The sequence below is a fragment of the Paenibacillus sp. PK3_47 genome (assembly GCF_023520895.1).
Lineage (GTDB): Bacteria > Bacillota > Bacilli > Paenibacillales > Paenibacillaceae > Paenibacillus_AQ.
Genome location: NZ_CP026029.1, coordinates 3361832 through 3382803, shown reverse-complemented (window position 1 = coordinate 3382803; position 20972 = coordinate 3361832). Strand labels below are relative to the sequence as shown.

16 protein-coding genes and 1 pseudogene are annotated in these 20972 nt (G+C 53.2%); 5 read left to right on the top strand and 12 right to left on the bottom strand.

All coding sequences use genetic code 11. The features are described from left to right. Positions 1–9: 9 nt before the first annotated feature. Both C2I18_RS15135 and C2I18_RS15130 read right to left on the bottom strand, forming a co-directional pair. On the bottom strand, positions 10–1101 hold the full coding sequence (locus C2I18_RS15135; protein ID WP_249901958.1) for a D-alanine--D-alanine ligase: 1092 nt from the start codon (positions 1099–1101) through the stop codon (positions 10–12). Positions 1102–1120: 19 nt separating this feature from the next. Then, a complete protein-coding gene (locus tag C2I18_RS15130; RefSeq protein WP_249901957.1) occupies positions 1121–2149 on the bottom strand; it encodes an amidase domain-containing protein in 1029 nt (342 codons plus the stop codon). A gap of 243 nt (positions 2150–2392) precedes the next feature. Between C2I18_RS15130 and acnA the strand changes: the two genes are divergently transcribed. Continuing rightward, entirely contained in the window at positions 2393–5137 is a 2745-nt protein-coding gene (gene acnA / locus C2I18_RS15125) for an aconitate hydratase AcnA (RefSeq protein WP_249901956.1), read from the top strand. A 105-nt stretch (positions 5138–5242) separates the two neighbouring features. Here acnA and C2I18_RS29640 read toward each other — a convergent pair whose 3' ends face one another. Next, positions 5243–7078 carry a response regulator transcription factor gene (locus tag C2I18_RS29640; protein ID WP_275100989.1) on the bottom strand — a complete coding sequence of 612 codons (1836 nt, stop codon included), beginning with the start codon at positions 7076–7078 and terminating at the stop codon, positions 5243–5245. 177 nt (positions 7079–7255) lie between these two features. After that, positions 7256–7999, bottom strand: a complete 744-nt coding sequence (locus C2I18_RS15115) for an IclR family transcriptional regulator (protein ID WP_249901955.1) — start codon at positions 7997–7999, stop codon at positions 7256–7258. Between the two features lie 298 nt (positions 8000–8297). Here C2I18_RS15115 and C2I18_RS15110 point away from each other — a divergent pair, with 298 nt between their 5' ends. Continuing rightward, positions 8298–9341, top strand: a complete 1044-nt coding sequence (locus tag C2I18_RS15110) for an alpha/beta hydrolase (RefSeq protein WP_249901954.1) — start codon at positions 8298–8300, stop codon at positions 9339–9341. 202 nt (positions 9342–9543) lie between these two features. Then, entirely contained in the window at positions 9544–10731 is a 1188-nt protein-coding gene (locus C2I18_RS15105) for a Fe-Mn family superoxide dismutase (RefSeq protein ID WP_249901953.1), read from the top strand. 985 nt (positions 10732–11716) lie between these two features. Here C2I18_RS15105 and folE read toward each other — a convergent pair. The 5 genes and pseudogenes from folE to C2I18_RS15075 all read right to left on the bottom strand — a co-directional run bounded on the left by folE (position 11717) and on the right by C2I18_RS15075 (position 15768). Beyond that, a complete protein-coding gene (gene folE, locus C2I18_RS15100) occupies positions 11717–12310 on the bottom strand; it encodes a GTP cyclohydrolase I FolE (RefSeq protein WP_249901952.1) in 594 nt (197 codons plus the stop codon). A 49-nt stretch (positions 12311–12359) separates the two neighbouring features. Further along, positions 12360–12614: a YneF family protein gene (locus C2I18_RS15095; RefSeq protein ID WP_249901951.1), complete on the bottom strand. Its 255-nt coding sequence runs from the start codon at positions 12612–12614 to the stop codon at positions 12360–12362. Positions 12615–12715: 101 nt separating this feature from the next. Continuing rightward, a pseudogene (queG, locus tag C2I18_RS15085) lies at positions 12716–14514 on the bottom strand (tRNA epoxyqueuosine(34) reductase QueG). A 33-nt stretch (positions 14515–14547) separates the two neighbouring features. Beyond that, positions 14548–15165, bottom strand: coding sequence for a signal peptidase I (gene lepB, locus C2I18_RS15080; protein WP_249901949.1), 618 nt, complete (start codon positions 15163–15165; stop codon positions 14548–14550). A 183-nt stretch (positions 15166–15348) separates the two neighbouring features. Then, on the bottom strand, positions 15349–15768 hold the full coding sequence (locus C2I18_RS15075) for a GNAT family N-acetyltransferase (RefSeq protein WP_249901948.1): 420 nt from the start codon (positions 15766–15768) through the stop codon (positions 15349–15351). A gap of 639 nt (positions 15769–16407) precedes the next feature. Between C2I18_RS15075 and C2I18_RS15070 the strand changes: the two genes are divergently transcribed. Next, positions 16408–17016 carry a superoxide dismutase gene (locus tag C2I18_RS15070; RefSeq protein ID WP_249901947.1) on the top strand — a complete coding sequence of 203 codons (609 nt, stop codon included), beginning with the start codon at positions 16408–16410 and terminating at the stop codon, positions 17014–17016. Positions 17017–17125: 109 nt separating this feature from the next. Here C2I18_RS15070 and mutY read toward each other — a convergent pair whose 3' ends face one another. Both mutY and acpS read right to left on the bottom strand, forming a co-directional pair. Further along, complete coding sequence (gene mutY, locus C2I18_RS15065; RefSeq protein ID WP_249901946.1) at positions 17126–18445, bottom strand: A/G-specific adenine glycosylase; 1320 nt, start codon at positions 18443–18445, stop codon at positions 17126–17128. A gap of 22 nt (positions 18446–18467) precedes the next feature. Then, positions 18468–18863 carry a holo-ACP synthase gene (gene acpS, locus C2I18_RS15060; RefSeq protein WP_249902132.1) on the bottom strand — a complete coding sequence of 132 codons (396 nt, stop codon included), beginning with the start codon at positions 18861–18863 and terminating at the stop codon, positions 18468–18470. A 289-nt stretch (positions 18864–19152) separates the two neighbouring features. On the opposite strand from acpS, the gene C2I18_RS15055 reads away from it, so the two are divergent. Continuing rightward, a complete protein-coding gene (locus tag C2I18_RS15055) occupies positions 19153–19971 on the top strand; it encodes an alpha/beta hydrolase family protein (protein ID WP_249901945.1) in 819 nt (272 codons plus the stop codon). A 97-nt stretch (positions 19972–20068) separates the two neighbouring features. Here the strand turns inward: C2I18_RS15055 and nadE are convergent, their stop codons facing one another. Continuing rightward, entirely contained in the window at positions 20069–20878 is an 810-nt protein-coding gene (gene nadE / locus C2I18_RS15050; protein ID WP_249901944.1) for an ammonia-dependent NAD(+) synthetase, read from the bottom strand. Positions 20879–20972: the final 94 nt, after the last annotated feature.

Here is a 20972-nt window from a genome sequence, read left to right as displayed (position 1 = left end):
AACCTGATTTTATTCGTTGTCGTACTTAAGGCCCTGCTTGAACGCATAACGCTCCAGCGCCAGTTCGATCATACGGTCCAGCAGCACCTGATAAGATACGCCTGTCTCGCGCCACAGCAGCGGATACATGCTGTAAGGCGTGAAGCCGGGCATCGTGTTCACTTCATTAATCAGAATTTTGCCGTCGGATTTCCGCAGGAAAAAGTCTGCCCGGGTAATCCCGCTGCCCTCAATCGCCCGGAAAGCGGTAATGGCTGCTTCGCGCAGGCGGTCTGCCACCTCGGGATCTACCGCGGCCGGGATCATCATCTGCGATTTGCCGTCCGTGTATTTTGCAGCATAGTCATAATATTCACCGGAAGAGACAATTTCACCCGGAACGGAGGCTTCAGGCTCCTCATTTCCAAGCACCGCAACCTCCACTTCACGGGCATCCACGAATTCTTCAATAATCACCTTGGTATCAAAACGGAAGGCAAGCTCTACAGCCCTGATAAGACCTTCTTTGTCGCTGGCTTTGGAAATGCCTACACTGGAGCCCAGATTGGCCGGCTTGACGAACACGGGATATCCCAGTCTGTCTTCCACACCAAAAATCAGCTCATGGCTTTTGCGTTTCCAGGCGCCTGCACTGAAGTAGCAATATTTGCACTGCTCCAGTCCGGCTGCTCCGAACAGCTTCTTCATGATCACCTTATCCATGCCTGCCGATGAAGCCAGCACTCCGGCACCGATATACGGGATATTAGCCATTTCAAAAAGCCCCTGGATCGTTCCATCCTCTCCGAAGGTACCGTGCAGCAGCGGGAACATGACGTCGATGCTTTTCTCTCCGCCGGACAGGCCGCTGAAAATTGTACTTAGCGCAGTACCGGTATCACCGGAAGCCCCGTCCAGTCTAAGCTGTTCAATGCCGCTGTAAGGAGCCGTCAGTCTGCTGCCTGTCTTCCACAGTCCCTGTTTGGAAATATAAAACGGAATTATCTCATATTTATCGTAGTCAAAAGCGTTCATAACCGCAAAAGCCGTCTGCAGCGATACCTCATGCTCTCCGGACTTGCCGCCGTACACCAGTCCTACGGTTAATTTTGCATTCCCCATGCTGTAACCTCTTTCTGAATTATAAGTAGTCGTTAATGTGAAAAAAACGGTAGGCCGTCCTGTCGGTCCAAGCATAGGAATCGCGGTAATCCCAATAGCGGTGTTTGCTGCTGACCGTCCGCGCGTTGACCAGCGGCATGCCGCCGGCGTCAAAAGCAGTGACAATCGTGCTGTGCTGGTAATGCCCGTTGCCGTCCCAGTCATAAAAAATGATGTCCCCCAGCATCAGCTGCTCCGGCCGCTCCACGGCTTCCGCACGCAGTCCGCTGCTGTGGTAGCCGCTTAAATACCGCTGCAGGCTGTCTGATACAGCCCAGCTGTAGCTCCACCATTCCCGGGCCCCGTTGTAGCCCTTATACCACCAACCCGTTTCTCTTTTACCAGTATAGTTGATCGGTGCTCCCCCTGCAAAGAGACATTGGGATACATAATTTGTACAATCCACCTCAAAAATCTCAAACTCCGGATTCCCGTCCTTCCACCACCGGTCCGCATAGGCTGCAGCTTCCTCCCGGCGGTAGCGCACCTCTCTTGAGCCTGCCGCCCCGCGGATAATTCTGCGGTTAAGCAGCGGCTGCGAAGGCTGCGGCACAGGCAGTGCCTCGCCCCATTTCGACAGCCTGAGGGCAGGCTCCGCCTCTGTGGTCCTGCGCAGAGAGTTTCTTTCGGGCACACTGCGCTCCACATGAATAATTCCCCATCCGTCCGCCTCCTGCACAAAAGTCAGACGCTCGGACTGAATCAGATCCTCACGGTGGGTCATTCCGCCTTTTTCATAATAAAATGCGCTGTGCAGGGCCACGTCTGCAATGACCTCGCCGGGATTCTGCCTGAGCGTACGCAGTGTTCTCACTCCCGTCTCCCCGCGCAGCGGCGTGATCCCCCTCCGGCTGTACCATTGCCCGATCCGGCGGGAACGCTCCCCCTGCTCCAGCAGAAAATGCGGATCCCTGACAGCCGTACGACGCGGCTCCGATCCCGGTGCAACCCGCCCCCTGTTCAATTGATCCACATACACGTAGAGACTTTTTTTCCACTCCTGCTCCATTGCGGCTCCCGCCCTTTCATCCCTGATTGGCTGCTGTCCTATGTATATGAAGGAAAACTTGCAGCTATACAGCCGGAATGGATTAAGGACATGCGGAGTAACCATTATAAAGACTTGTATAAGTGCTAAATATAGGCCGAAAATACAGCAAAAAAAACTTTACTCCCCTCTATGTAACCGTTATACTTAAAATAGAAGCAATTTGAAATGGAGTTTCATCAGATGAAACAAGGAGGCGCATATATGCCAAGCAAGGACCATTTTTCCCTGGCCCGTAACCTGGAGTCAGGCGGCAAAACCTATCGCTACTATCATCTTAATTCTCTTGAAGAACAAGGAGTAGGCAACATCTCCTCCCTGCCGTTTTCTATCAAAGTACTGCTGGAGGCGGCTGTCCGCCAGTATGACGGACGGGCGATTACTGAAGACCATGTCAAGCAGCTGGCCGGTTGGGCAGGCGGTATTGACCGTAATAAAGAAATTCCTTTTATCCCGGCCCGGATCGTGCTGCAGGATTTCACCGGCGTTCCAGTCGTTGTTGATCTTGCCGCAATGCGCGATACTGTAAAGAAAGCCGGAGGAGATCCGAAGAAGATTAACCCGCTGGTGCCGGTGGACCTGGTTATCGACCACTCTGTTATGGTTGATGCGTTCGGTACGGCCGATGCGCTTGAATATAACATGAACGTTGAGTTTGAACGTAACGAAGAGCGCTACCGCTTCCTGCGCTGGGCGCAGACAGCCTTCAATAACTTCCGTGCAGTTCCGCCTGCAACAGGCATCGTGCACCAGGTTAACCTGGAGTATCTGGCTTCTGTTGCGGCAACCAAGACCACGGACGGCGAAACCGTGGTGTATCCGGATTCCCTCGTCGGAACCGACTCCCACACCACCATGATCAACGGTCTCGGCGTTGTCGGCTGGGGCGTGGGCGGGATCGAAGCGGAAGCCGGAATGCTGGGCCAGCCGCTGTATTTTGTTACCCCGGATGTGGTGGGCTTCAAGCTTACCGGCAGTCTGATTGAAGGTGCAACGGCTACCGACCTCGCACTGACCGTAACTGAGATGCTGCGCAAGAAAGGCGTTGTCGGAAAATTCGTGGAATTCTACGGACCGGGCCTTGCCAACATCAGTCTGGCAGACCGTGCAACTGTAGCCAATATGGCACCGGAATACGGGGCAACCATCGGCTTCTTCCCTGTTGACGACGAAACGCTGGCCTATCTGCGCAGCACCGGCCGTCCGGATGAGCTTGTAGAGCTGGTTGGCGACTATTACAAAGCTCAGGGAATGTTCCGTACAGCGGACACACCTGATCCGCAGTTCAGCGATGTGATCGAGCTTGATCTTGCTTCTGTTGTGCCGAGCCTTGCCGGACCGAAGCGTCCTCAGGACCGTGTAGAACTGACGCATATGAAAGAAAACTTTGAAGGCATTATCCGTACGCCTGTAGACAAGGGCGGCTACGGCCTCAGCGATGAGAAGATTGCTGAAGTTGTAGAAATCCAGCATAAGAACGGCACTTCCAGCAAGCTCAGCACGGGAGCGGTTGTAATCGCGGCTATTACAAGCTGTACGAACACCTCCAACCCGAGCGTTATGCTTGGAGCCGGCCTGCTGGCCAAGAAAGCCGTGGAACGCGGCCTCACCAAACCGGGCTATGTGAAGAGCAGTCTGACACCAGGATCGCTGGTTGTTACAGAATATCTGCAGAAGGCAGACCTGCTGAAGCCGCTGGAATCCCTTGGCTTCTATATCGCTGGTTACGGATGCGCCACCTGTATCGGTAACTCCGGCCCGCTGCCGGATGAAGTCAGCCAGGCGATCGCAGACAATGATATGACAGTAGCTGCTGTAATCTCAGGCAACCGGAACTTTGAGGGCCGTGTACATGCCCAGGTCAAAGCCAACTACCTGGCTTCCCCGCCGCTTGTCGTTGCCTATGCGCTGGCTGGTACAGTTAACATTGATCTGCAGACGGAGCCGCTGGGATATGATCCGCAAGGGGAGCCTGTATTCCTGAAGGATATCTGGCCGACGTCCGCTGAAATCCGTGACGCAATTAACCTCTCCCTGAGTCCGGAAATGTTCCGCCGCAAATATGAGAATGTATTTACGGCCAATGAACGCTGGAATTCAATTCCTGTACCGGAAGGCGAGCTGTATGAGTGGGATGACAACTCCACTTACATCCAGAATCCGCCGTTCTTCGAGAATCTGGCTGATGGTGTCGGTGATATCAAGGATATCAGTGATGCACGCGTACTCGCGCTGCTTGGCGATTCCGTAACTACGGACCACATCTCGCCTGCAGGCAACATTACGACCACGGGTCCTGCCGGGGAATATCTCCGCAGCCACGGTGTGGAACGCGCAGACTTCAACTCCTACGGCTCACGCCGCGGTAACCATGAAGTCATGATGCGCGGTACATTCGCCAACATCCGGATCCGTAACGCGGTAGCTCCGGGGACAGAAGGCGGGGTAACGACCTTCCTGCCGAGCGAAGAGGTCATGTCTATCTATGACGCTTCGATGCTGTACCAGCAGGCGGGACAGAACCTGGTTGTTATTGCCGGTAAGGAGTACGGTACAGGCAGCTCGCGTGACTGGGCGGCCAAGGGCACGCTGCTGCTCGGAGTCAAGGCTGTTATCGCCGAAAGCTTCGAACGGATCCACCGCAGCAATCTCGTCGGCATGGGCGTTCTGCCGCTGCAATTCCAGGAAGGCCATGGCTGGAGCAGCCTGGGACTGACTGGACGCGAGGTATTTAATATCACGGGACTCGATAACTATGTCCTGCCTGGCCAGGAGCTCACTGTCACTGCTACCCGCGAAGACGGTACACAGTTCGAATTCCCGGTTATTGCCCGGCTTGACAGCACCGTCGACATTGATTACTACCGTAACGGCGGTATTCTGCAGACTGTGCTCCGCCAGATGCTGGCTGATGCCACTTCTTCGGAGAATGCACTGCCGGTAGAATAAGGAACTTACATTAATAGATCTGATAAAGGGCATCCCCATCAGCCGTTGACGGCTGCGGGGATGCCCTTTCCTTGCCTTTTTAGCTCACTCCGGCTAGGCTTCAGCTCAAATTTCAATACGTTCAGAGTACAGAATTTTTTTGTAGACAAGAGCTATAATCTGCGAGCGGTCCGTCACATTCATTTTATCGAAAATCCGGCTCAAATGGTTTTTCACAGTATGCTCACTGATAAACAGAATATTGGCAATCTCCTTGTTGGTCTTCCCGTTGACGATCAGCTCAAGCACTTCTTCTTCCCGCGGCGAGATTCCCCACTCCTCCTTGGGGGCCTTAAGTGCAGCATTATCCAGCAGCCGCCCGGTTGTAACCGCTTCCTTTAACAACTTGGATTGTCCTCCGTTCTGCAAAAAGGACTGGAAGGCGGAAAGCCGTTCCCCCTCAATGAAGCTCCTTACTGCGGAATCCGGACGATATCTGGAAGGATCGACCCATTTGGGCGGAGCGCCTCTGAACTCCTTTATCTGTACTTCCCCGCCGATATGCTGCAATACCAGTACAAGCACTTGTGCAGGCAAGGCCAATACGCGCCTGTCTGTTGCCACATAAGAAGAAGACAACTGGTCGATTTGCCCTAACAGTGAAGCTTCATCAGGGAAAAGTCCGAATTCCTTCAGGATTCCCATCTCAAAAGGAGACAGCAGGGCTGTCCTCTTCACCTGTTCAGCCTCTTCCGCAGTCATTCCAACATAGCGTGCAAAATCATATGCCATATGAGCAGCTTCCAGCGACAGGCTGTGCAGCTCTGCATTCACATTCTGCAGATACTGGCGGAGATTATCCAGGAACAAATCCGACTGCTCCCGGTAGAGCTCATCTCTTTCAAGCAGGCTTAACACTGCAGCTCCCAGCCCTGTGAACGGTTCAATGTAATCCTGCCACTCCTCCGCTTCATTTCTGCTCCTGAATCCGACGGAGAGCAGACCTTTGAACCGGTTCCTGAACAACAGGGGACACTCAAGCAAAACCTGCTCAACAGTCTCATTGACAATAGCCGAGGACATAAAGGCTTGCGGTGAGTAGCGTGATTTCAGATCTTTTACGTAATGGATGCCGTTTTCCTCTGCCCACCCCCTGGAGAAGTAATGGTTCTCTCCGTCTTCACTGCTCTGAAAAAAGACAAATACGGACTGCGGATAGAAGGGCAGGCCCATGACCACATCCAGCAGCCGGGACGCCAGCTCCTTCACCGAGGACGTCTGCGGCAGAAGCCGGGCAGCTTCCTTCAGCCAGCGGATTCCTTCTTTACGGCGTTCCTCCCGGGCAACGGCATACAGCTCCGCTCCTGACAAGGTTCCCTCCATTTGCTGCAGCACCTCATGAACGTTCAGGGAGTCCCCTTCCAGACCGGAAAGAAGCCGGCCGGCCATCATCCCGCCTCTATCCGGCACGGGCTGGGAAGTCCAGCCTGCCAGCAGCTTACGCATTATACCGCTGAGAGCATCCAGCTTTCCCCTGATTTCTGCGATCCGCTCCCCGCTTAGCTCAGGCATGGCCTCCAGCTCTGATTTCAGCCGAGCAAATTCCGGATGATTTTTCATTTTTGCAGTTAAGGCGGCAAGTACCATATCCTTCGTATCCTGCTCCATATAGAAGCCAGACCACAGGCAATACATGCTTCCATATACGGGTACCAGCGGGCTGACTATATATTTTAAGCCGGGAACCCAGTTGTCCATGACAACTGGGTAAGATACTGTACCCAGCTGCCACATACAATGCCTAAACTTCCGTTCCATATCCGGCAATGAATCCAGGATTTCCTGATATAGAATCTCGGGAATTGTCGGGCAGGTAATGAGGTTACCTTCCTGGTCCGTTAACACCATAGCCAATCCTGTAACAGATCCAAATGTATCTTGCAGCTGTTGAATTTCGTCCATCCATGAATCGGGTACCGCAGCCTTCATAAAATCACCCCACGCGCTGGAAGTAGAATGCGTTTTAAATCATCTGATCCGTCTACCTGCCGAGTTTTACACATTTTTTTCCAGAACTGACGTACTCAGCCTTTAATTCTTATTTACCCATAATACCGTCACCTAACGAAGCGGATCTGCTTAACCCATCATCAGTCCCATTTCAGCGGCATTCTCCGCCAGAATCACGGCATACTCCTCCAGCGTCTCCCGTGACAGACGGCTGACGGGTCCGGACAGTGACAGAGCAGCAACCACCTGGCCGCTGCGCCCGACAATAGGTACAGCGACGGCTGCAGCCCCCGGCTCACGTTCTTCAAAGCTGGTGGCATAGCCGCGCCGCGTAACCTCCTTGAGCTGCTCCAGGTACTGGCTCCGGACCACGGACTCCGGCCAGGATGGATCCGCCAGCAGCCGTGTCTGCACCTCCTGCGGCGCATAGGCAGCCAGCACCTTGCTGGAGGCGCCCACAGAGAGCGGCAGCCTGGCGCCGATCTGCGCTACCCGGCGGATGGCCTGCCGGCTCTGGACAGCCTGGATGCGCACACGCTCCAGATCATCCCGGAGATACAGGCTGACCGTCTCCCCGAGCCGGTCTCTCAGCCGCTCCATAGCCGGAAGCAGCAGCGCTGCAGGCTCATCCAGAGTCGGCAGATGCGCCGACAGCTCCCAGATGCGGATACCCAGCCGGTATTTATCCGTGGCTTCATTCCGCACAAGGAACCCCTTTTCCTCTAGTGTAGTGAGCAGCCGGTGTACCGTACTTTTATGCAGGCTGATCTTGGCGGCTATCTCTGTCAGGCTCAGATCGTCCTCCTTGGTAAAGCACAGTAATATATCAAGCGCACGTTCTACAGCACGTACGGTCAGCTTCCGATCTTCCACTGCAATCTCCCCTCACCTGTTTCATCAAATGAAACCCGGTTACAATATTGTACATAATCAACTCTATCTTAGTGCAAAGCCCTGAGGAATGTCCAGCACATTCATACACCGGAAATGTCTGGTCCGCACTTTACAGTTACATTACAAAAGCGGCGAATTCATTGACTTTGTAAGGGCATGCCCATACGATTAAATATATGAAGTATTATGCTGCGTCAGGCAGATATAGTTCATAGCATGAAGCAGTTTTGCATTTATGTATTTAATGGTATGAATCAAGATTTTGGGAGTGGATCTTATGGATCTGGCTACAACACGCACTGGCCCGCCAGTCTCACACGAGCCTGACAAACATCATCCGAAAAGTGCCCCCAAGCTGTCACTGCGGATGATTGGCCTCAAACATATTGTCGTTGCTCTGCTGCTCTCGGTTTTTTTCTTTTTTGTTTTCTGTTTTATTGCGCTGCATGCCTATATTGCCTGGGTGCTGTCCAACCCTACGGTAGCTCCGCTCTACTCCAATCCCACGCTGGCAAAGGGGCTGGAATATGAGGATGTGAATTTTCCTGCAGCGGACGGCAGCCGGATGATGCAGGGCTGGTATATTCCTTCGGAAGGCTCCACCAAGACCATTGTCTTCAGTCACGGATATGGCGCGAACCGCGAAGAAGCCTGGGTACCGATGTACGATCTGGCGCATTATGCCCACAGCCTGAATTTCAATGTGGTCATGTTTGACTACGGCTTTGCCTCCCAGAGCAACAAGGACATCGCCACCGGAGGCAAAAAGGAATCCCAGCAGCTTCTCGGGGCCATTCAGCTGGCCAAGGAACGCGGCGCTAAGGAAATTGTCGTCTGGGGCTTCTCCATGGGCGCAGGTACCGCGCTTCAGGCAGGGCTTGTGACCAAGGATGTCGATGCGATGATTCTGGACAGCACTTTTCTGCTGGAGCCGGACACCCTATATCATAATATCAAGCAAAATATAGATCTTCCCCGCCAGCCTACCCTGGAAATCATGGAGCTGCTCTTCCCGGTGCTGAACGGCACAGGGCTGAACCAGATCCCTTATGCCAAGGTCAAGGCTATGGATTATCCGTTCCCGGTCCTGTTCATGCACGGCACGAAGGATGATAAAGCACCTTATCCGATTGCCGAGGAGCTGGCGGCGAACCAGAGTAATCCCTATTCTGATTCATGGATCATAGAGGACAGCCATCATGAGCTGCTGTTCCGCGAACATCCGCGTGAATATTTACGGCGGGTGTCCGCTTTTCTCGGCAATGTACAGCTGGCCATGAGCGAGAGCCCGGAGAATACACAGACCGCAAATGCGGACTAATAACCGAAAGAGTTGTGTCAAAGAGTGCAGACTGATTGTTCAATATAATCTGCACTCTTTTTTTTTTGCGCAAATGTATATGCGGGTCACCGGCCATCTGCCCGCACTGCTGCATTATGAAAAGCATTAAAACGCTACATAACCCGGCGGCCCCCCTCATATACTGAACCGTCAAAAACATTGGACGGGAGGACTGCGAGTTATGCTGTATGTATACGGACCGCTGCTGCCGGCGCGCATCTTGGAGGAAATCATATTCTGGAAGACCCAGGAGAAGGAGCATACCGAGGTGATCAAGGCCATTATTCCGAACCTTGAACCCTCTTATGTCAAGCTGCTGAATGAGTGGGCAGTCGTCTTTGGCGCTACAGAGCAGGCGTCCAGGGGGCTGCTGGAGGCTTCACTTGATCCGGGATTTGCCGGACATATGGAACTTGCCGCCGAGACAGAACAGCTGCTTCAGGTTGTCTGCGCCCAGTCACGGGAATTCATCCGCCAGCTGTATGCAATCCGCGAATCCAGCGCGCAAGCAGCCTCACAGCCGCTTGCCGGCGTTGTACTGCTGCATATTATCCGGGAATCGGAATATTTCCTCGCAGTGCTGGGAGCGCTCAGTGCGCCCGGGCAGGTTTCCGGGCTGATGCGGGAAGCTGAAACCGAGCATAACGATTCCCGGGTCATCACGATCAGAGACAGCAGCTTACCTGCTGAGGAGCAGTGGACCGTCCGGGAAGAGGCGCTGGATACAGTGCGGGAGCCCGGCTCCGTCCCGGTCGGCGGGCATACACTGCCTCCGCTGCCATATGCCTATAATGCGCTTGAGCCTTACATCGATGAGAAAACAATGGTTATCCACCACGATAAGCATCACAAAAGTTATGTAGACGGACTGAACAAAGCAGAGGTTAAGCTGGCCGAGGCGCGGAAGAACAACGATTTTGATCTGGTGAAGCATTGGGAGCGGGAGCTTGCTTTTAACGGGGCGGGCCATTACCTGCATACGATCTTCTGGAACATTATGTCCCCTCAGGGCGGGGGGCGCCCTACAGGAGCACTGCTGGACGGGATTGAGCACAGCTTCGGCAGCTATGATGCCTTCAAGGCCCAGTTCACTGAGGCAGCTAACAAAGTCGAGGGCAGCGGATGGGCGATTCTGGTCTGGAGCCCCCGCAGCCGCAGGCTGGAGATCCTGACCGCTGAGAAGCACCAGAACCTGTCGCAATGGGATGTCGTTCCGCTGCTGGCTCTGGATGTGTGGGAGCATGCCTACTACCTCAAGCACCAGAATAACCGGGCCGATTATATCAAAGACTGGTGGAAGGTCGTCAACTGGCCGTATGTATCCGAGCGGTATGCTGCGGCACGGAGGCTGGTCTGGCAGCCTTTTTAACTAAAGTAAAATGTTCTTCTGCGCCGGATGTGGATTGCACTGGGGATGAATGCGGATGGGATGAGGATGGATTGAGGATAGATTGAGGATTGATCGAGGATAGATTGAGGATGAACTGGGGCAGAATCTGTGCTGCTCTGTGCTGATCTCTGCTGATCTCTGCTGCGCCGGTTCAGTCTAATTTCAGTATATTTCGTATATCCACGGCGCTTCATGTTTGCTCCAATGTTGCTTATGGCAGGACTGAGAGGTAATAATGCCTTTGATTCCAGCTAGTTTTGGCAAACGGACGGTCTGGAGGTAGAAATATCTTTGATTTCGGCTAAAGCGGACATACGGATAGCATCCATAGGTTACAGTGACGTGGTCGCCAACAATTAGTTAGATTTTCTCCAGCTAATTTAATCATTCTTCATCATTTATGATCTTTACATGGAATTCCTCCGTCTATTTCAGCCCAAACGCTGCTCAGATACCGAAATTCGAATTTTTAAATGGACATTTTCCCGCTAACGTCGCAATTTCTTGGGTTTAGAGTAAATTAAGTGGAGGAATTCCTGCTAAAGTTTAACTCAGCCTTTTAAAAGGTGACTTAGTGTGGTGTGTAGTGTGTGTGGTAGAGAAGTTGCAGTTACAGGTGGCACATGAGAAATAGGAGCAACCGGGCGGTCTGAGGGGGAGTGGCCACCGTTCCATAACACTTTCTACACTTGTTCAGCACAAATTCTGGATAAAAATGAAATCTAATCGTTTGTACGAAGTGCAAAAGAACGGAATTTGAAGCCGTTTTGCAAGGCTTCTACTGCACGACATGCATTCCAGTACAAAACTAACACTTTCGGCCGCCGCAAGAACACACTAACGGATGAAAAGATATGTTCTAATCAGACTTATATACAAGAACGAAGTAAAAAGCCCCTCCAGTCACTTTGCAGTGCTGAAAGGGCTCTTCATCATATACAGAAATGGGGCAAGCCCATGTCTTCTATTCTTTGATCAAGGCCAGGAACTCCGCGCGTGCGGCGGCATCTTCACGGAAGGTGCCTCTGGTTGCCATGGTGACAGTCTTGCTGCCGGGCTTCTTCACCCCGCGGGCGCACATGCACAGATGTTCACCCTCGACGACGACCATCACTCCGTGCGGACTCAGCACCTCTGCCATAATGTCGGCAATTTGCGCTGTAATGCGTTCCTGTACCTGCAGGCGCCGGCTGACTGCTTCCACAAGACGGGCCAGCTTGCTAAGTCCGGCAATGCGGCCGCTTGGGACATAGCCGATATGAACCTTGCCGAAGAAAGGAGCCATATGATGCTCACACTGGCTGTAATAGACGATATCCTTTACAATCACCAGCTCTTCATGTGACTCATCAAAGGTTACGCCAAGCGCCTCGCGGGGATCTACTGAATAACCGCCAAATATCTCTTCATACATCCGTGTAACCCGTGCCGGTGTCTCCAGCAGCCCCTCACGGCCCGCGTCCTCACCAATTAACTCCAATATCTTCTGGACATGGTATTCAATCTGCTCTCTGTTGGCCGAAACCTTGCCGTTTACATATTCCTTGGTGCCCCCCATGAAACCTCCCCCTTCCGCACCCGCTTATATTTACTATATCCGGGCCCGGTTATTTTCTTTTGCGGCCCTGGGCTCTGTTCGCTGCAGGTGCACGTCCAGGCTGCTGATTGCCGTTCTTCATCATCTGCTGGGCACGCTGCATTTGCTTGCTGTTCAGGTTGTAGCCCATTTGCTTGGCAACCTTTTGCAGCATTTCCGGATCATTCTGCATCGTTGTCATTTGTCTGCGCAGATAATATACCCCGATGAAGAATCCGCCGATCAGACCTACAACAAGCGTAATAATAGGCCATACAATATTCATCCGATGTCCACCTCTGTACTCAGTTGTCTGCGGCCCGCCAGGGGCACGCGAATCTATCATAGCATTTCAAGAACTGGACAGCAATTGGTAAATCCCGCGGTTCAAAATAGAAGAGTTCCGGCCTGCAGCGCTTCGAGCTCAAGCAGGGAGGTTTTGATGTCCAGTCCTCCGCCATAGCCCACCATCGCCCCTCCGGCACCAATAACTCTGTGGCAGGGGACAACAACCGGCACAGGATTACGGTTGTTCGCCCCGCCCACTGCCCGCACGGCCTGGGGATTTCCTATTTGCACCGCAATATCCTTGTAGGAAACCGAAGCTCCGTAAGGAATACTGCACAGCGCCTCCCATACCCGCAGCTGGAATGCCGTCCCTCGCATGTCCAGCGCCAGTGCGAAGTCCTTGAGCCGTCCGGCAAAATAATCCTCAAGCTGTGTTTTCGCCATGTTTAGCTTAAGGTCATCCGCCATCAGCACAGCTTGTCCCATATGTGCTGCCAGCCACTTCTCGATCCGCTTTCTTGTATTAACCATGGTGCCAAATTCAATCAGGCAGAGCCCGGCTTCTGTTGCACACAGTGTCAGCGGACCGATCGGAGACTCCATCTCCGTATAATAGACAGCTGTCCCGGGAGCTGTGTCAGACTCCTTTGCCCTCTTCATCACGCCTGTCCGTCTCCTTCCGCCTGTAACAGCTTGCTCTGCTTGTCCTGCTCACCCTGCTGCTCCAGCTTCTCCAGCTTCTCCAGCGCAGCCTGTGCCAGCTCCCTTACCTCAGTATCCTCTTCTCCCTGCAAGGAACGCTTAAGCGCCGCAAGCGCATCCGCGCCGCCGATCCGGCCGAGCGCCCAGGCTGCAGCGCCGCGCATTTCCGGACGGGGTTCCCGCAGCACAATCTCTGTCAGCTTCGGAACTGCCGCAGCTTCCTTGAAATTGCCGAGCGCGATCACTGCATTGCGCTGGATCGGCTTTTTGCCCCGCCAGGCTGCCGAGCTTGTGCCGAATTTCTCCTTGAACTCGCGGTTGCTGAGCTCCAGGATGGGCAGCAGCAGCGGTTTGACAACCTCCGGATCCGGCTGAAGCTCCGGACGGTGGTTCCAGCTCTTCCCGCGGTTCTTCGGGCAGACAATCTGGCACGTATCACAGCCGTACAGCCGGTTGCCGATCTTGGTCATATATTCATCGCTTAAAAAGCCCTTGGTCTGCGTCAGATACGAGATACAGGCCTGGGCATTAAGCTGCCCCGGACCTACAAGCGCTCCGGTGGGACAAGCATCAATACACTTGGTGCAATCCCCGCAGCCCTCCTCTACCGGTGCATCCGGGGGAAACGGGATACTTGTGACCATCTCCCCGAGATAGATCCAGGAGCCCCATTTGGGCGAAATAATGGAGCAGTTCTTGCCGCTGAAGCCGATTCCGGAACGCTCTGCCACCGCTCTGTCCACCAGTACGCCGGTATCAACCATACTCTCCATCACTGCATCCGGAACCCGCTCACGGATGAAAATCTCAAGCTTTGCCAGTGCTTCTCGCAGCACATGATGATAGTCTCTGCCCCACGAAGCCCTGGCCAGAATGCCGCGCCGTGCACCCGGTTCGGATTTGGGCGGGTTCTCCATTTTGGACGGATAGGCTACCGCAATGGAAATGATCGACTGCGGCACTCCGTTCTTCAGGGCCGGAACTGTTCTTTTCTCCAGATCAGGCTCCTCAAAACCGGATTCATACCCGTTATCCCTGTGCTCCTGAAGGATGTTCTTCAAATATAGAAAAGGATCTGCCGTTGTAAAGCCGATATCGTCAATACCCAGCTCTGCTGCCGCAGCCTTGATTTCAGCTTTGAGATTGTCCCACTTGGAAGGCGGGGGAGCGTAGGGTGACTGAGTGTTCATGTTCATTTCGCCTGCTCCTTTTCACTATATATATATCATTCACAACGCATTAAGCTTGGACAGCGGCCACCATATATATGCAGCCTTGCCGACGATGCGGTCTTGCGGAACAGCGCCGAAGTAACGGCTGTCTTTGCTGGCCCCGGCATGGCGGTTATCCCCCATCACAAAATAGGAACCGGCTTCCACCGTCAGCTCCGAAAAATCAGGATCTTCAATCTCTGTATCCGTATACGGTTCATCGGCTAACTTGCCGTTAACATACAGCTTGTGGTCCCGCACCTCTACAATATCTCCGGGGATGGCGATCACCCGCTTCACCAGAAATTCCTTGCGGTCCGGACCGGTGCTCGGATCATGAAGGACAACAATATCCCCGCGCCCCGGGTTTGCAAAGCTTAACGCAATTTTATTGACAATCAGCTTCTCGCCTTCAATCAGCGTCGGCTGCATCGACTTCCCGACAACGGTTGATACGTTAAATACAAACAGGTTAAGCAGCGACATCAGCGCAAAAACAATGAGGGCAGTAAAAATCCAGTCCCGCAGCTCCATCACCCATTTGTTTCTGAGTCCGGGTCCCCGGCGGTTATGGGTACTGGAGCGGTATCTTTGCTTGCGCCCCCGCATGAGTTCTCCTTCAAGCTCCCGTTCCATGTGCCACCTTCTTGCTTATATTTGGTAAAACATAACTATAACAATAGAAAAGCATATCTCCCGCCCATTTGCAATGGATTGCGGGAAGATATGCTTTAGTATAATGGAACAGACTATGCAAGTCGCTATAGTTCTCTAATCTAGAAAATGTTTCCGCTTACGCAGTACCCGAAAGAAAGTAAATTATCCGACAATGCTGAGCTTGCGTACGGATTTGAAGATGTGATTCTCGTCATATCCCATTGCTTCATAGAGCGGCAGGGCGAAGGAATTATGCTCATCGACAGCTACATAAATGCCGCTGACCTTGCGCGCCTGAAACCTGTTCTCCATCGCTGATACAAGACTTCTGCCGATTCCTCTGCGGCGGTAATCCGGATGGATGGCAATGCGGAAATAACAGCCATGATTCTTCTCGATCGTACCAATCAGCGCACCAACCAGCTCTCCTTCATCCTCAGCAACTACAATGAGATCGGAATCCCATGAAAGCTGCCTGGAGAAAGGCTCGATTGTGCTCTCGAAACATTCTTCCGACAATGCGGTTTGCAGCAGTTCAGTCACAGGGGTAACGTCGCTTAATTGAAAGGAACGAACGTGCATTCTTTAAATCTCCCTTTTCTATGGCTTAGAATTTTACAAAAAGAAGGAGTTCCCTTAACAGTGTGGCGAGGAAAAAAGCAATAAGAAAAGCAAAAAACACAAAAACAGATGTCTTTCGGGGAAATCATCGAATCATCAAAAAAGTAAATGCTAATCGAAGAAATCACGAATCCATCCATGCGGGGCTTTTCTTACCGATCAAAGATTATTAACCGGGTGTTAACCAGCCGTAAATATCTCCAATCTGCAAAAACCGAGGAATACCTGCTTTTAAGTCTATTAAAGCATACTTTTCTCGTGATATCATCATTTTTCTTTTGAAAGCGCTTGATATGAAGCGTTTACATTGAATATCTTTGTATAATTCCTTTTAAAAGGGAGAAAATAGACTTTCATATATACGCCCAGCAGCTTTTTATAAGTTTAACACACCATTTACATTTCCCGTCAGCTTTTAAGCCGGGGTTACTTTTCAAACACTTATGTTTGTTTAATGTTGCATTATTGTTCCAGATACGGTTTAATTAGAGTATCTTAACGGGTACATAACCTATGAGATACATCGGAAATAAGGGGTTTTGACGCAAAGACCGCCAAAATTCTTTATCTATATTAAAATTACTCAGGAGGGATTTTTCCATGGCATTTCAATTACCGGCACTTCCTTATCCAAACAACGCTCTTGAACCGCACATCGACGCATTGACGATGGAAATTCACCATGACAGGCACCACAACACCTACGTGACGAACCTGAACGCCGCACTGGAAAAGGCACCCGAACTGCAAGACAAAAGCATTGAAGAGCTCCTTACTGACCTGAATGCTGTACCGGAAGCTATCCGTACTGCTGTGCGCAACAACGGCGGCGGACATGCTAACCACACTTTGTTCTGGGAAGTGATCGGACCGAACGGCGGCGGCGCACCAACCGGCGCTCTGGCAGCTGCAATTGACAGCGAGCTTGGCGGATTCGACAAATTCAAAGAAGATTTTGCTGCTGCGGCAACTACCCGTTTTGGCAGCGGCTGGGCTTGGCTCGTTGTTAAAGACGGCAAGCTGGCTGTAACCAGCACTCCTAACCAGGACAACCCGATCAGCGAAGGCGCTACTCCGATCCTCGGCATCGATGTATGGGAGCACGCTTACTACCTGAACTACCAGAACAAACGCCCTGATTACATCAAAGCGTTCTGGAATGTTGTGAACTGGGAAGAAGTCGGCAAACGCTACGAAAGCGCAAAATAAGATCTCCTGCGGCTCAGCCGCTTAACTGATCTTATCTCCATAGCTACAACCGAAACGGCTGTGCCATCCTGTAAGGGATACGCACAGCCGTTTTGTTGTGTGTTATATACTACTTCTCATTATCCAGTTCATCAAAATAAGCGTTCAGCAGCTTAAGGAACACGTTCGGAAAAGCATAGTTCTCCATATCCCCGCGGTTGATCCAGCGGATCGCCCCGGCATCCTCGGGACTTGCGCCGCCGTCTTCGAACGGCTCAATCTGCGCCTGTGTGCTGCCGGACGGCCCCCCGCCGTACGCGAACAGACCGGCGGGAGCAGCCCCCGCCGCAGATTCCGCGCCGCCGGCCTGCTCCGCGGCCGCGTAGGCAGCCCGCGCTTCTGCCGCCAGCGGCAGCGCGGGAGCATCCTCCTCCCTGCAGCGGTACACCTGCAGGGTCCACACAATATGGCTGAATGTATGCTCCGCAGCCATCCAGTGCTCCTCAGGCCGGGCGAAGATCCCGGCCTGCCGCAGGGACCGGCGCAGCCGGTCCAGCGCAGCGGCCTCCGGCAGCTGCGCGCCGGGTGCGCCGCCCTCCGCAGGCGGCGCCAGCCAGTGCGGCAGCTCCCACATGCGGGCCAAAAGCCCGCTGGCCGGCCGCTGCCGGATGAGCACCCGGCCCGCGTGTTCCCCGCGGCCGGCAATCAGGGCCGTCAGCCGCTCCTCCGGGCGCGGCGGCTTGGCCTTGGTCTTGACGGGCAGCGATGTCTCGCAGCCCGCCAGGCGCGCGGCGCAGTGCTCCATCACCGGGCAGGTGAGGCAGCGCGGTGATTTCGGGGTGCAGACGAGCGCCCCGAGCTCCATCAGCGCCTGATTGAAATGCGAGGCTTCCCCCTCCGGGATCAGCGCTGCCGCCAGGCGCTCCATCTTCACGCGGGTGGGTCCCTTGGCAATATCATCTTCCAGCAGGAAGAAGCGGGACAGCACCCGCATCACATTGCCGTCCACCGCCGGCTCAGGCCGGTTGAAGGCAATGCTGAGAATCGCCCCGGCCGTGTAGGGGCCGACGCCCTTCAGCCCGAAGACGGCATCCCGGTCATCCGGGACCTGTCCGCCGTACAGCTCCTTTACCTGCCTTGCCGCATGCTGCAGATTCCGGGCACGCGAATAGTAGCCCAGTCCTTCCCAGCATTTAAGCACATCCTCTTCCGGTGCATCAGCCAGCGACTCCACCGTGGGAAAGCGCTCAATGAAGCGGTTGAAATAAGGGATCACCGTATCTACTCTTGTCTGCTGCAGCATAATTTCCGAAATCCAGATGTAATACGGATTCCGGTGGCGCCGCCAGGGCAGATCCCGTTTCTGCCTGTGGTACCATTCCAGCAGATTGCGGCTGAAGAATAACCCCGCCTCCTGACGACCTATCTCTTGTTGTTCATGCGTTGTCATGATTAGTCTCCTTGATTCTGGATTATTCTGCTACCTGCTCCACTACCGCAAAGGTGGAGGCCAGCTCCCGGCTGTGCGTAATTGTTATATGAATAATGTACCGGCTTCTCTCAAGCCCCAGCCTTTCCCAGGCTTTCTCCGAGAGGGCTGCTTCTGGCTTGCCGTAAGCATCAGGCAAAATCTCTATATCCTGAAAACCCACCCTGCTGCCGATTCCGCAGCCGAGCGCCTTTACGACCGCTTCCTTTGCCGCAAATCTCCCTGCTGCGAACTCCGCAGCATTGCCGGTGCGCTGCCTTGCCAGTTCAAGCTCACCTTCAGTGAGGACGCGCCGCAGAAAGCTTTTGCCGGAACCTCTGTTCATAAGAGCCTTAATCCGCCCGATTTCCAGCACATCATGCCCGATTCCGTAAATCATCATCCCACACTCCTTATGGCCAGACCGCTCTATACCTTCCATCAAAACTATGCTTACTAGACATTCATGCCGCTTAATTCGAGGCTTTCATAACCATGTCTTCCGTACAGACACCGTTATTCCAGAATAGGTTTACTAATGGTATAATCTTCTTGTGCTTTGGCACAGTCTTTCATTGTAATGATTATAAATTATAGCTGTCCCGGACACTTTCTGCCAGCCTTGCCTCTGATCATCCATAACAATTCACATATACCTTATATTCTCTGAAAGCGAGGGGAATCTCCCGATGAACCGTAATTTTGAACTGCCTGCCGGCGAGGATGCTGTGCTGCGCTGCTCGCATTATCCCGCCAAGGAACAGGCCGCAGCCCTGGTTATTATTGCACACGGATACAAAGGGTTCAAAGACTGGGGCATGTTCCCCTACACAGCAGACGCGCTAAGCCGGAAGTATGAAGTCATCACCTTCAATTTCTCCCATGCCGGAATCGGCCAGGATCTGTACAATTTTACCGAGCTGGAGAAGTTTGCCCGCAACACGTATAACCGCGAGATGAAAGATATGGAGATTCTGCTCTCTTATCTCAGCCAGCATCACCGGTTCGGCAGCCTGCCCGTGTTCCTGCTGGGACACAGCCGCGGAGGCGGGGACTGCCTGCTCTACGCTCTGGATCACCCGGACGAAATTGCCGGAGTCATCTCCTGGAATGGCATAACGGATCTGGATCTGTTCACAGAGAACCAGAAAAACGAGATGAGGTCACAAGGCCGCAGCTACGTGCTCAACGGGCGGACAGGCCAGCAGATGCCGCTCGATGCCGTGATCATTGAAGATCTCAAACGGCAAGCCGAACGGTATAATATCCTGGAACGGATGAAGACAGCCGGCTTCCCGGCCATTCTGATCCAGGGCAGCGAGGACGGTGAGCACCTGCGGCGCGGATCGGCACAATTGACGTCACTGCGTCCCGATATTGAATGGATCCAGATCGACGGCGGCAATCATACCTTTGGTACTGTACATCCTTTTGCCGGAAGCACTCCCCAGCTGGAGCAGGCTATTGCCGCCACCGGAACGTTCATTGACCACATTCTTGCAAAATAATCTGCTGCTGCAGCCCTATATATCCCCACAGCCAAAACCGCCGGGAGGCCTGTCCATCAGACAGATATTCCCGGCGGTTTGATGTAGTTGCCTGCTGTTAAATTCCCGGTATTACATTGCGCTTATGCGCAGTTCTCCGGTAGTAAGCCTCCAGCTTGGCTGCAGCTTCCGGATTAATCTCTTTGCCTTCCAGATAATCACTGTTGTCATCATAGGTAATGCCAAGCTCTGTTTCATCCGTCTGTCCCGGCCACAGGCCTGCTGTCGGCGCTTTGGTGACGATATCAGCCGGCACGCCGATATAGGCGGCAAGCTGGCGCACTTGGCGCTTGTTAAGTGTGCTGAGCGGAGTGATATCCACCGCACCGTCGCCCCATTTCGTGTAGAAGCCGGTGATGGCCTCGGACGCATGATCCGTACCGACCACGAGCAGATTATTCTCAAAAGAAAGTGCATACTGCATCACCATGCGCGTTCTCGCTTTAACATTCCCTTTGCCCTGGTGAGTCATATGGCGGTGCTGTCCCAGCGCTTTCAGGCCGTGCTCAACCTCAAGCGCAATTTCGTTCACCGCTTCTTCAATGTTGGTTTCGACGGTATGGGTCAGCGCAAACGCCTTCGCTACCGCATAGCTGTGTTCAATGTCCTCCTGCACGCCATAGGGCTGGAATACGCCCAGTGTCATATACTCTTCACCATGTTCTGCGGTCAGCTCGTCGGTCGCCTGTTTGCACAGGCCTGCCGCTACCGCGCTGTCGACGCCGCCGCTGATCGCGATCAGCAGTCCCTTGGCTCCCGCCTGGCGCACATATGCCTTGAGGAAGTCCACACGCTTGCGAACCTCTGCTTCCACATCGATGGAAGGCTTTACACCTAAATCAGCAATAATCTCCTGTTGCAAGCTCATTAACTACACCCCGTTTCATTTCTCGAAAATGGTCCTTATCATTGATTGCACAACAATTATATACCCTGAAATGCCGAAAAAATCCCGCATGCAG